At 40.7% G+C, this 13,670-nt stretch carries 3 protein-coding genes; all 3 read left to right on the forward strand.

Annotated elements, in window-relative coordinates; translation table 11 throughout:
- Positions 1–55 precede the first annotated feature (55 nt).
- The 3 genes from IQ274_RS27615 to IQ274_RS27625 all read left to right on the forward strand — a co-directional run bounded on the left by IQ274_RS27615 (position 56) and on the right by IQ274_RS27625 (position 13,628).
- Positions 56–3,742, forward strand: a complete 3,687-nt coding sequence (locus IQ274_RS27615; RefSeq protein ID WP_194144089.1) for a glycoside hydrolase family 18 protein — start codon at positions 56–58, stop codon at positions 3,740–3,742.
- Positions 3,672–6,074 (forward strand): glycosyl hydrolase family 18 protein, encoded by a 2,403-nt coding sequence (locus tag IQ274_RS27620; RefSeq protein WP_322745354.1) that lies wholly within the window; start codon positions 3,672–3,674, stop codon positions 6,072–6,074. The genes IQ274_RS27615 and IQ274_RS27620 overlap by 71 nt, the downstream gene beginning before the upstream one ends.
- 486 nt (positions 6,075–6,560) lie before the next feature.
- Complete coding sequence (locus IQ274_RS27625; protein WP_194144090.1) at positions 6,561–13,628, forward strand: MAC/perforin domain-containing protein; 7,068 nt, start codon at positions 6,561–6,563, stop codon at positions 13,626–13,628.
- The last annotated feature ends 42 nt before the right edge of the window (positions 13,629–13,670 follow it).

Genomic DNA, 13,670 nt, shown 5'->3' on the forward strand with positions numbered 1-13,670 from the left:
GAAATCTCAGAATTAAAAATATTTTTTCTCTATTACTTAATACAAGGTGTAAAGTATGGGATTTTCTCAAAATTATCCTAAAGTTCCTGAATGGATACACAAGCCCGAAGGATATAAAACAGGAGAAATTGTAAAATACCAGGGCAATATATTTATTGCTGACTTCTGGGCTTCAAAACCGGGGGAAGGAGATCCGAATACTAATGGATGGCGATTGTATGATGAATTGTACGATCGCACCTCTAGCCCTGCAACTGAGCCAGCTAAGATTATTGGTTATATTCCAACCTGGCGAAAGCAAGAGGGATTTGACTATGCCAATGCAGAGATGTACTGCAATATTACTCATGGCATCGTCTCGTTTCTCATGTTTAGTGAAACCGAACTCGGTCAGTTTGAACCCAAAACTGTCAATGATGTCAATGCTATTCTTAGAGATGTTATCTTCACTGGACATCAATGCGGAACTCACATTTTGATAGCTCTTGGAGGTGCAACAGATTATGGCTTTCTTTACCTCATGGAACGCATTGGTAAAAATCCTGCTGATCCATTGCTCCAAAAAGCGGTCAAAAATGTAGTTGATTTTGTCGAGTCAAATGGACTGGACGGAGTAGATCTGGATTTGGAGTGCTGGTGGGATAAAAATAATGATGCCAATAAAGATCAAGGCGGCAGACTTAAGAGTGATGGAGCACATCCCGCAGGCAAAGGATTGACGGAATTTGCCAAACAATTGAAGCAAGCGATGCCAGATAAAATCATTTCATCTGCTGTGTTTGCCACCTCTTGGTATGGTAATTGTTATGACCCAGAATTAATCAAGTATGTTGATTGGCTCGGTATCATGACCTACGACCTAACTGGCTCTTGGAATCAATCACCAGTAGGACCTCAAACCGCACTTCTAAAAATTCGCAAACAAGAGGTTTATTCAGCCGAACAGCAGGGAGAGTGGCCTAGAAATCGCAAGAGTTCTGTGAAAGCGACCGATCCCATGTTAGACAACCCAATTCTTTCTGTAGAAGACTCGCTCTGGTATTGGACGAATCCCTTCTTCACTAACTGGCAAGGAAATGGACAAAAGCTTCCGAGAAATAAAATTGCTACAGGAGTGCCAATTTACGGATATGATTTTGCTTATGGTAAAGAGCCAGATGATTTGAGCGGTCAGGTTCCTCCTGGTTATAAGGTAATCCGTTATAAAGACCTCCTAAATCAATTTTCTAATGCTTCTAAGGCAGATAACGCCAACATTAAGGTGTCAGGAGATACCCCAAGACCCCCGTTTATCTCGGTTTTAGGAAGCTACCCATATGCTCATAACATTTACTTTGAAACGCCAGATACTGCCGTTGCTAAATTGGATTTCTTAAAAAGGGTTGGCGCACAGGGAGTGATTATTTGGGAACTATCTAATGATGTTTGGGAAAGCGAGGATAGCATCACCAAGGCACTGTATAAGAATTCAGGCAATCCTCAAAAGCAACCAAAAAATATAGACATACTGCCAAACGATGCTGTTGAAACAGATGCAAAGTCCCCAGCAGTCGCGGTCAACGACGATGGCATTGCCGTCAAAGTCTACGAGAGGGATGGAGCCTTATTCATTCGAGTTGGGTATTATGTGGAGGAGGGATTTAATTGGTTATTACAAGAATTCAAAGCAGATTCGGGCAGTGAGCCTTCTCTAGCTTTGAATAATGAAGGGTATGTAGTTCTTGTCTACGAAAAATCTAGTACTAACCACGATCTCTTCTGCCGAATAGGACGTGCAGGCTCGTCTGGTTTCTTCTGGTCTGGTTCGCCGCAAAAGTATGGGCAAGGGATTAGACCTTATGTGACACTTTCCAATGCTAACTTGGTTATCGCAACTCACCAGAAAGGCTTTGAGCTATGGAACCAGCAATTAGTCTACAACGTAGGCAAAGTTTCAGGCGGTGTCATCGACTTCCTAACTCAATCTATAGAATATGTAAAAGGGCGCGAACCAGCCATCACAGTTGTTGAACAAGATAGCAAAACTGTTGTTGTTGAAGTTCATATGAGTGATGGTATCTTTGAAAAGCTGTGGGTTCGCGTTGGAGAGGTACAACCAGATGGACACATCAATTGGTGGGGCAGCGATGTAGAATATGACACAGGTAAGCATTCCTCTATTGCTGCAACCAATGATGGTTATATAGTTGAGGTACACCGTTCAGATGGTGAATACGCCAAACTGTGGTACCGTATCGGATACCTTGATATATCTGCGAAGGGCGTAAAGTGGATCACCCAGCAAGCGATCGCCTATGCTACTGGTGAATATCCCTATGTCTGTCTGGCACGAAACCATAGAAACTACATTCTGATTGAAGCACATGGGGCCGATGTGTTCGATGTGAATACTGAAGACGAAGAAAGTCCGCCAAATTTTGTTTCTATGAGAGGAAGTATTCCCCTCGTACAAGAAATACTAGAACAAAGCGATTTTTTCGAGCGCGTCAGTGTTGATTTAGGTAGCCACGGTTTATGCCTTAGTGACGACAAGGAACAGTTGCATCGCTGCGAACTGCAAATTGCTCCCAGCCGCGCTCAGGCATACTTTGACTCTGTAAAACTAATTTTGAACTTTATTCCTTTCGTTGGAGATTTGGTTTCGATTATTGAAAACTCCATTGCTTGCAGAGATGGCGAAACGGCAGGATGCGTGGGACTTAGCATAGACGCGGCATTCCTTGCCCTAGAGATAGTTCCTGGTCTAGGAACCTTAAAAGGGACAGGCAAGGCCGTTGGCAGTGCGGTGGAAGGAATCACCCGTGCCTCCCGGCAAGTTCCTACTGACAACCTGATACGTACTTTAGATGAATCTAATCTTAATGGTCTTGGGCGATGGTGGCGCAAACGGCAGGAAGCTCGCGCCAACGTTGATTGGGACGAAGCCTTTCCCTGTCTGCGATCGGTTAGCCCTGATTCACGCAAGCTCGACGCATCGGTCAGCAGTGAAGACAAGAACTTTAACCTCTCGTTTGATATATCGATCACTCCATCTGTACAGGGCATTGCAACAACCAGCAACCAGATTCCAACCTTAAATTTAAGCGATCTGTCTAATAGTGATCTGTCGAAGATAAATTTAGGGAAAGAATACAATAAATTTATTAAAGGATTGCGAGATGACTTTGAAAAGGCTCATAAAATAGCAAGCCCAGAAGAACGGAAACAACTGGAAAAATTAACCTTCTTAAGACATATCACTATGGGCAAGAAGACCTTAGTGCTTGAGTTTAGAAAAAGCGATCTCTACATTGTTAAAGCTGGGACTCCAGAAGACTTGCAAGAATTATCTGAAAAACAAACACGTTATCAAAATACGAGTAAAAGATTAATTGTAAATAAAGAGAGGATAACAAGTGATTTTGAAGAACTCATAAAGAAAAATTTTAGTGCTGATAATTATGCCTCAGAGCATTTACGTTTATATGCTGGACTCTTTGCTGAAGCGACGCGATTTGGCTTAGTGCGTAAAGGTTTTGCAGATATTTTTAGTAGCAAACAAAAAGAATTCGACCTTGCAAGGTATACCGAATTAATCAACGATTATCAAAAAATATCCCATGCAATTGCTGGGCCTGGCGATCCAAAACGTTTACGTGTTGGCATTGCCGATCCGGAACTAGGAGTCAGTGGTGACGGTAAAAGCTACAATACATTCTTTGACGGAGCTACTTGTAAAACTAGGTATCCAGGCAAACAGTAACAATGATATTTTGTTTTCTCCCTCTAATCAAAATTTTATGAGTGGCATAGGTCTGAGTAAGAATTTAGTTTTTCACAGGAAGATTAATATGTTTGATGGGTTTTCTCGACGGCAATTTGTCAAACTTTCAGGTAGCATCGTAGCTGGAACGGCAGCAGCAGGAAGTGTGCCTTTAGTTAACTTTCTTGCAGCTAATGCTCAAAACTCTACAGGATATAAAATTGTTGGTTATTTTGAAAACTGGTCTCAATACCGTCAAGGTGGCGGACAATTTCTTCCTGCACAGATTGATCCATCGCTATATACACACATAAACTTTGCTTTCGGAATTTTTGGCTATATCAGCAAGGGTATCGATCCAAATAACCCACATCTTACTGGTGACTATAGAATTCAACCTATAGAATGGAACGATCAGACAGTACTTTATCCAGAAATTCAAAAATTGAAGCAAAAGAACCCCAATCTCAAAACATTGTTGTCGATTGGGGGATGGGGATTTAACGATCCTCAAGATCCAACTCAAATAGGTACTTATACGTACCCTCTCTTTAGCCAAATGGCGGCTTCATCAGCAGGAAGGCAACAATTTATTAACTCTGCAATTGAATACGCCCATAAATATGGTTTTGATGGGATCGATCTTGATTGGGAATACCCTGCTGTCACGGATAGAGGGGGAAAACCGGAAGATTTTGATAATTTCCTCACTCTTCTCAACGAGTTCCGCAATGCAATTAATAGTGATGCAGCCGCGCAAAAACTACTTCTAACTATTGCCTCACCTGCAATCCCAAAAGGAGAGTCAAAAACTTCTCAAGAGTTTTTTCAATGGCTTGCTCAGTGTGCCAGATATCTGGATTGGTTAAATGTGATGTCTTATGACTATCATGGTGCTTTTCCTGACGATAAAGTCACAGGAGTTAATGCTCCATTAGCAGAAGATTCTACTCCAGGAGGAACATTCAGTATTAAAAATACCGTTGAAGCTTATTTAGAATCTGGAATTCCTACTAGCAAAATCATTCTTGGAATGGCTACTTATGGGCGAACTTTCAAGGTTTCTAGCCCATTGAGCTTAAGTGATAATGGGCCAGGAAAACCTTATAGTAGTGCTGGAAATGCGGGGCCAGCAACTGTAACACCAGGAGTCCTTTCTTACTACGAAATTCAGAACTTGATATCAAGCGGTTCTCTGACGCGACAGTGGCATGAACCAACCTTAACCCCATATGCCTACAATAGTCAAACTGGGGATTGGGTCAGTTATGACGATGCTGAGTCAATCGGTTATAAAATTAGTTATTTGATTGAGAAAGGATTAGGTGGTGCAATGATTTGGGCTATTGGCCTAGATCAATTTCAAAACGGCTTTCCTCTCATCAAACACGCAAAATCTATTTTAGACAACCCAGTATCAAGACCAAAGTTACCATTTACTCTTATCTCTGGTGAACGCAGATATAATGAATACTCCTTTTTATGTAGCCATAATTCTTTTGTGAATTATGATAACCAATGGACTTGGCCTAACCAAAGCTATTCAATATCTAAACAACTAAATAGTGGCGTTAGATCTTTAATGCTTGACACATATTTTAAGGAACCTGGAAGTGGAGATGTATTTGGAGTAATTCCAGAGCCAGGAGTATATTTATTGCATGGAGTTGATGATCATGGTTGGGTAGCTGGAATTACTTATGGTAGCATTCCTGCAAAGAGGCTATATGAAGCTTTAAATGATGTAATCGAGTTTCTTAAAACAAATGTGAGTGAAGTAGTAACTGTTTTCTTGGAAGACTACACTGAAACTCCGCGATTAAAGGATGAACTGGAGAAAGTTATAGGGTTGAAAGAATTAATCTATGATCCTGATAATGATTCTAATTGGAGAGTAAAAGAAAAGAACCAATGGCCCTTTTTATCAGACATGATTAAGTGGAATAAACGCTTAGTTATTTTCAGTTCTCGAAGCCATGAAAATGCAAACACACAAATTGGAGTTGCTTATAACCGTTCTTATACAAAAGAAAACTTTTGGAGTCTTGGTGATTTAGGTGACCAATGGGATTGTCCTTCAAGATGGAATGACGGTCAGTATGTCGATGCTGATTATCCCAAGTTGTTTGTTTTCAATCATTACAGAAATACTCCTACTGTGATCACAGCAGCTATTGATAATCACTATGACAAAATCATGGACAGAATCGACAATCAATGCTCTAAAACAGCCAAGCAGCTTCCCAATTTTGTTGCTGTTGACTTTTTTGAAGTCCCGTTAAATGAGAGTAAAGCACAAGATGTTGTCAATGAGTTAAATAGAAGATGGTAAATCATGTGAGGTTGCAAGTAGTAAGGTAGTGTGATCGCCTGTGACCAGACGGAGCGATCCTCGCTTCCCTTCGCCCCAACCCTTCACTCCATCCACTGCACCCAATAGGGAGCCTCGGCCACCAACTGCCCAAACATCTGCGGCTGTGCCTGCTCCAACGCCACCAGCACCCCCCAGTGCTCGTCACTTGTAAGGGTGGAAAGAATTCTTTGACTGATAGCCTAGCTAGTTTATGATCATTGCATTTATGTCCTCAAACCCAGTCATACAAAGGTTTTAATGGTTTTCGGAGATGTCTATTTACTACCTAGACTAGCCGTTATGCACATTTTTTCGTCAAGATACTTATCCAGCAGGGTTTTTAGAAACACCATGCATTTGCCCCATCGACAAGAGTGATCGTACAACTTTTCGGTCTACTAATTTGTCTCTCACCAAAGTCATCAAAGAGCATTAAAATCCACTTACCTCAAGAGAAGTCGAACTATGTCGCAACCAACCTCGGATAATACTGACTCTAGCGTAGCAAAAACCAATGAGGGCAATGCACTCACTTATTATCGATATGCGAATAACCAGCTTATAGAAAGGGCTTCAACAGGACTGGCATTGCAAGGGGTTCTCATCGATATCAATGAAGAAATTACATTGCAACCACGAGCGAAACTCATCACTATTGAAGGTGATGCTCAGTTTGTCAATCCATCCCATCAGGGTATTGATCGTACTGAGGAATTTAAGTCGCAAACAAAAGAAAGTCGCTTTAAAAAGGTTGTCGAAAAATTTGGCTCCAATATAAGTGCTTCTGCTGAAGGAAATGCTTTAATCAACTGCCTACAAATAGGTGGTGATTTCAAGATTACCAAAAATAAGGTCAGAGACGCTACTGCGGAAGTAACAGATAGTAAAGAAACTTCTTACTACTCGCGAGTTCAATACGCGGTTGTGCCTACAGTAACTTGCATTTTAACTGACAACCAAATCCGTATCGATGGCGCTGCTTTAAAGGAATTAAAAGTTATCGATATGCAGTTAAATCAAGTTGGTTATGAATCAGAAGTAACCAATACTTGTCGGCGTTTTTTAAAAACCTATGGCTCCCATGCCCTCTTGGGAAAAGTTACATTTGGTGGCATTTATTTAATGTCTGCTTTTTTGAGTGATTTTTCAGAGTCTCAAAAAGCAGAAGCTAAAAAAGCTGTGAACGATAAGATCGCAACTGAATTCAAACTGGCTATATCAATTATTGCTAAGGGCAATGTGGCACTGGAGCAAACCTCTAGCACTGACGAACAGACAACTAATCAGCAAAGTAATATTGCATCGCAAGTGCGCTTAGAAACTAATCGATTTGGGGGTTCGCCACAAGCTGAAAATCTGCAAGATTGGAAGCGCAGTTTACTTGAAAATGCCAACAGTTGGGCAGTAATTGGCAGAGACGATCTGCGATTATTAGGGGTTTGGGAAGTTATATGTCGCCACTATGCACATGAATTTGAGTCTCCGCAAAAACTGGCGGAATTGCTCCACGCAGAATGGATGAAAATTAGTGGCTTGAAGACTGATTTTCGGTACTTTGTCGATAAAATCGGGGAAGTTCGGAATCGTATCAATAATTTGTTACAAAATCAAATCCCTCAATGGTTGACCGTTCAAGAAGTACCCGCTAGTCAACATTTAAAAGAACTGGTTAAATTGCGGCGAGAAGTAGAGGAAACAGTCAATAATAAAGCTTATTGGGGACAAGAGTTTTTATCCAATGTAGTTGTTTGCAATTATCTCAACTGTATAAAACATAACAATGAGTCTAATCAAGAGGCTAAGAATTTGATGCGTCAGTTGTTGACATCGGATGACGCGATTGTCATGAATGACTATACACAATATAAAGATGTCTTTGATTGGCTCAATAAATCAGAAGATAACGAAAAAATCGTCGTTCCAGATATTTATGATGTTGATGCTCTGATTAAGTTAATTGTTCAGCTTAAACAATTGATGGTAGAAGATAAGCTAACCGGAGATTTGACTCAAGTCTCTGAAGAAATGATGGCTAAGTGTAACAAATACTTGGTGTTAGCCATTTTAAGTTTGCGTTCTGAGTTGAGAAAACAAGATGAATTGAGTGAACTTGCTCTCTTAGTTTTGCTGCTATCGCTTGGTTATATTCCCAGTCTGAATATTTTCCCGAAAGATTTGAAGTCAGAAGAATATCAGAAATTAGCCGATATTTTGAAGGAAGATAAAGAGCAGCACTTGGGGATTATGTCTCAAGAATATCGTCGAGAAAAACGAGAAGCTCATCTGCTGCTAAAGGTTCTAGATTCAAGAGCTTTGAATTTCGAGAAAGAAAAGACAATCGAGTTTATTAATACAATCTTGCAACCCAAATTCAAGTCGGCATCTCTTCAAAGCATTCTCACAAGATACAACGTTGGAATTTCATATGAATGTGCCGATGCTCGTGAAGAAATAGAAGCAGTCATCAATCCTAAAGAAATTCCCCCAAATATGAACAATGATTTATCAGAGATTTTCAAGCAACCGGAAGGGATTCCATCACCGGGAGAGCAAACAAGCAGGCCACCTGCACCAGAATCTCCTGCTCCCATATTGGATAACCTTCTCAAGGATTTGGGATTGAGTCAGTATTATCCCAACAAGCTGAGACGGGAAGAAGTCTATACAATTACCAAGTATTCTTTAGCTGAAAATCCTTCACGCAAGCCGGAGGAACTATCACTCTATTTCCTGACTAATCTACTAGCTTTAAATCACCAGGCAAGATGGCTGAAAACTGACAGCAAAGAGGCAAAATCTTCAGAGAGTGAAGAAGAATGGTGGCTTGGAAATAGCGATGGTGATGAGTTAACCAAGAAAGATATTCATCCCTTGGATGTAATGACAGCAACATTCCTCTGTTGTCACCCCATTATTCGCCAGGATTTGGTGGTGAAACTATGGGAGTGTAAATTAGCTATTCCCCTAGTGATTCAAGAAAGTGAAAACCATGCCCCGAAATTCTTTTTGTGGGCAATGCGTGCCCTGGTGATGAGGTGGAAGAAAACACAAGGGGGACAAGTTCGCTCAGAAGAGCGCACTATCGCTGATTATCCGATGGAGATGGTGAGTTTTATTCGCTTTGATCGGGCTGAAATATCCAAATCAGTCCTCCTCAATGCGGTCATGTTTGGTAATAATCCGCACGATATCTTTTTCCACAAAGACTCAGAAGGCTCCAACCAAAATCGCCAACTTGCTGAAGGCACGGTAGAATTGGCGTGGCATCTACCTGAAGTAAATCAGAAAAATAAAAATGACGCATCGTTGCCAGGTGATGGCAACAACCAAAACGATTTTGAGTTTGACGATATTACCGCTTTTGCCAATCTGCGAGGAGATGCACGCAAGCATCCCCAGCAATTAAAATTAATTAAGCAAATTTCCTCACATGTCGTCATTTTCACTTCCAGTAAGCAACTAGAAGACTCAGCCGTCCAAGTTGTTCGTGAATTATTAGATGCTGGCAAAGTGGTCATTTTGTTATTGACCAATAAAAATATTCAAGAAGAAGATAGGGCAATAGTTCGTCAGTTGATGGCGAATTTCCAGAACGAGCGCAACCAAATCACCCTGATTAGTATTGCTGATAAATCCCAGCCAGAAATTCGGGATGAAGTGCGGAATAAGTTAAGAACCTTGAAACCGACTGCTAACTCAAAAATCAGCCTAGCAGACTTGGCAAAGGTTATGCAGCAACAAGGGATGGAAGTTGATGAAGAGGAATACTTCTGTCAGCAAGGCATTAACCAAGCCGCAGAGATTTTAAAACTCGTGCGTCAGCATCCGAAAGAAACACGGAAGGCTGAATTACTCCCCCTACAAAGCAAATGGTGGAAAGAATGGGCACAAGCAGATAAGAAAGTCGTGCGGACAAAGGGCAAAGATCCTAACGAATCTTCAGATGTTTACGTAAAGAAACAAAAAGAACGCAAAGCCCATAGCCGACTACAGCAGATTGAGATGATTCAGCAGGGGCGGCTACCGAGCGTTACACAACTCTTCCTCAAAGCACTATTCCAGAACGAGCTACAGATACTTGAATACTTTGTCAGACAGTTAAAACTAGGATTGGATGCGCTGTCACGAGCCGAACTCCCCGATTTATATGCTGCCTATGGCGAAAAAATGATACAACTAGGGCAATATCAAACCTCACCAGAATCAGCATCAGAGTCAGGAACGACTAAAACTGATGCTCAAAGAAAGCAAGAACTTCAAGCAAGAGACAACATCAATCAGGAACTGAAACTAATCGACGAACAAATTACAGCCCAGTCTTTTGGGTTAGAGCATTTACTACGAGAAATTGGACAGGTGTATTTAGCTGTCAAGGGGATTGAACCCCGTAGCCAAGAACAAGAAGAACTATATCAAAAACTGCCCCAGATTGCGGCGAACTTACTCTTGAGCGGTTATCCACTAGAAATTATGGATGGGGAGGTGAGTTCCGTTCCATTGGAGTGGGTGCAAGCAGTCCTAAGAGAATTCACCCAGATGGTGCAGCAGCAGGAAACAGCAAACCCTCGTATCTTTGTTTTATCAGCAATGGGTATTCAGAGTTCTGGGAAATCCACCCTACTGAATGTAATGTTTGGGCTACAGTTTGCCGTCAGTGCTGGGCGTTGCACGAAGGGAATTTACTTGCAACCGGTAAAACTAGCACCGGAACTGCGAGAACAGTTACAGGTTGACTATATTTTTGTGGTCGATACAGAAGGGATAAAATCACCGGAGCAATCCTTAGAGTCAGAAACAGGACATGATAACGAACTATCTACCTTTGTGATTGGTTTAAGCGATTTATCGCTGATTAAAGCATCTGGGGAAAACTCCGAATATCTGAAAGACATCTTGCCCATATCTGTGCAGGCATTTTTAAGGATGAATCAGGTAAACTTAAAGCCTAAAACTAAAATTGTTCACCGCAATGTTGATACTTCATCTCCAGAAAAACTAGACAAACAAAACGTAAATCTCAATAACACTCTCGATAAATATACCGCACTTGCTTATCAAGCAGAGCGTCAACCCGTTCGTCCTTTTCGTGACATCATCGAGTTTGACCTGAAGAAGGATGTGGAGTACTTGGGGACATTATACAAAGGAGTGGCTGCCCGCAATCCCGTAGACCCCGACTATAGCAAGGGTGTCAAGGGACTGACTAGCAAAATTATCTATGGAATAACCTCCAAGAATATATCATCGATAGATAAATTTGTAGCGCATCTTGAGGATTTATGGGATGCAGTCAAGAGAGAGGATTTTGTTTATCAATTTAAGAATACGATTGAGATTCAAGCACGTAACAAACTCAACACGTTCTGGGGTGAAATCGTTCGAGAATTCGGCGAACAAATTGCTAGTTTGCTTAGTCGTGCTCATACGGATATTAGTAGCTGTGCTTCAGAACAAAATTTATCGAAAGTTGTACAACAGTACGAAGAAGATTTGTCAAAATTAGTTCAGGAAACTTGGCAAGATCAGAAACAGAAGATTGACAAGTTTTTTGCAGAGCCAGATGGTCAGCACGAAAACGCCATAAAAAAGTGGGAAGCAAGCACTGCTAACGACCTTGATGATTTGCGCGACCAACAGCAAAGAAACGCCAAACAACGGATTCAAGATTATCAAGATAGTCGCCTAGCTAAATTGAAACGTAAAAAAAGTTATAGCGACTATAAAGAAAACGTTATTCCTAACCGCATAACTAACTATGTCAGAGAGAAGAAACAGGGCAAAAGCAAAGCAGATTTGCTTGCCATATCAGACTCGGAATTACGCCAAGAGTTTGAAAAACTATGGGTAGAGTTACTCGGTGAAATCCCGCGTCCCGACTTGAAACCAGCACGAGTATTAATAGATGCTGAAGAAATTCTTGCTAACCATCATCAAGATATTTACAATCTGATTATCCAACGGAAGGATGGCAAATCTCTTAAAGATTGCCAAGGAGAAGATTTTAAAATTACCGACCAATATTATCAAGAAAAGGGTTTGCAAGTAATAATAAATCAGTTCAATCCAAATGAAATTTTGAGAACTAACAAAATAATTGAGAAGCTAAAAGATGATGTTTTAGAAGATTTAAACGAAGAACTTGGCCGAATGGAAGACCAAGTAATTAAAGCTGAATATGACAAAAACTATTTGAGGAAATTTCTCACAAAAGTTGATGCACAGTTTGAGGAAAAATCTGAGAATTTAAGTAGCTTGTTAAATCTAAAAGGTTTTAGTCTGACTCGTCAGTGTAAAGCCGATCTATTTATGATTATTTGTGGGGAGGCAATCCGCAGACTTGAAGAAATTGATAAACTGTGGCGCAAAGCACAAGATCCAATTAGCGAGATGAATGAGGAGAAAGAAGACTTCTGGCAGCTTTTTCTGACCATCTTCCATAGTGCTAACTTAAAAAATGCGGTTGTGGGAACGCTACTAAATATTATCCAACAAGGAATTGTCAAAAAAATAGAGAATGACCTACCAGATAAGGTCGCTAATATACGTCATGCACCAAAATACAGCAAATTTTTCAGGGACAAGCAATCACTTATCGCCAGCATAATGATTGACTTAGCCAAGCGCGAAAATTTTGCCGATTATATTGAATATATTCGCTATCCCAAAACTGCTCTAGAAAAGTGGATTGGGCGTAATATTGATGACTATAACAAGTGTGAAGGAGGTATTAGAGGGATGATCGAAGATAGCATTAACGCCTCAGTTGAGACGGCAGAACAGGTTATTAAAAAGACAAATACATCAATTAAAACTAGCCCAGCAAATTCCCGTTCTATTTTGGATTGGACTAATAAATTCTTGGAGCATAAAGGGTCTGATTTGATTATTGACAACTTAGAGCGAGTCAAAAGGTTGTACAGTCAATTTCCAAAAGAGGATTTCACATTCCCCGATGATGAGATTAGCAAAGAGTTGCAGAAAGTTAAGCAACAGCTACTCAATACATCTGAGTTGAATTATTTTTCACAAGCGAACACTCAGCAATACCAAAAATTACGAAATCAAGTAGCTGAGAGAATCATTGATGAAGTTTTAGGTTGTGTTGAAGCCTGCCCATTCTGTGGAGAAATCTGTTCCCTTGGTACCAAAAATCACAAAGGTACTTCCCATGCTACTTTGAACAATATACATCGTCCACAAGGGGTAACAGGATTTAGAGACAAAGATACACGCAAACTCATAACTGGAATTTGTTCCGAACATGTAGCGGGGGAGTATCAATTCCAAAATAGCGATACTAATTTCAATTGGAAATCCTACAAGCAATATCGAGATGTGTATCCTAATTGGGATATCAAGGGGGATTTCTCAGTAAAAGCCGAAGATTACTGGAAGTGGTTTATGTGCAAGTATCGCACTGAGCTTGCGCGACAATATCATGTGGAAGAACCTGATATACCTTATGATTGGAAGAAGATCACAAAAGAACAAGCCACTGAGAATTTACGCAAAATCGTGGATAATAAAGGCTAGTTGCGAATATTAGCGATCATATGCGGGCGTTTCACGCCCGCA

It is taken from the genome of Nostoc sp. LEGE 12447, from assembly GCF_015206985.1.
Lineage (GTDB): Bacteria > Cyanobacteriota > Cyanobacteriia > Cyanobacteriales > Nostocaceae > Nostoc.

What these genes read in the sequence shown, in the direction of transcription:
- IQ274_RS27615 (WP_194144089.1), top strand. Translation starts at nt 56, where the DNA reads ATGGGATTTTCTCAAAATTATCCTAAAGTTCCTGAATGGATACACAAG.
- IQ274_RS27625 (WP_194144090.1), top strand. Translation starts at nt 6,561, where the DNA reads ATGTCGCAACCAACCTCGGATAATACTGACTCTAGCGTAGCAAAAACC.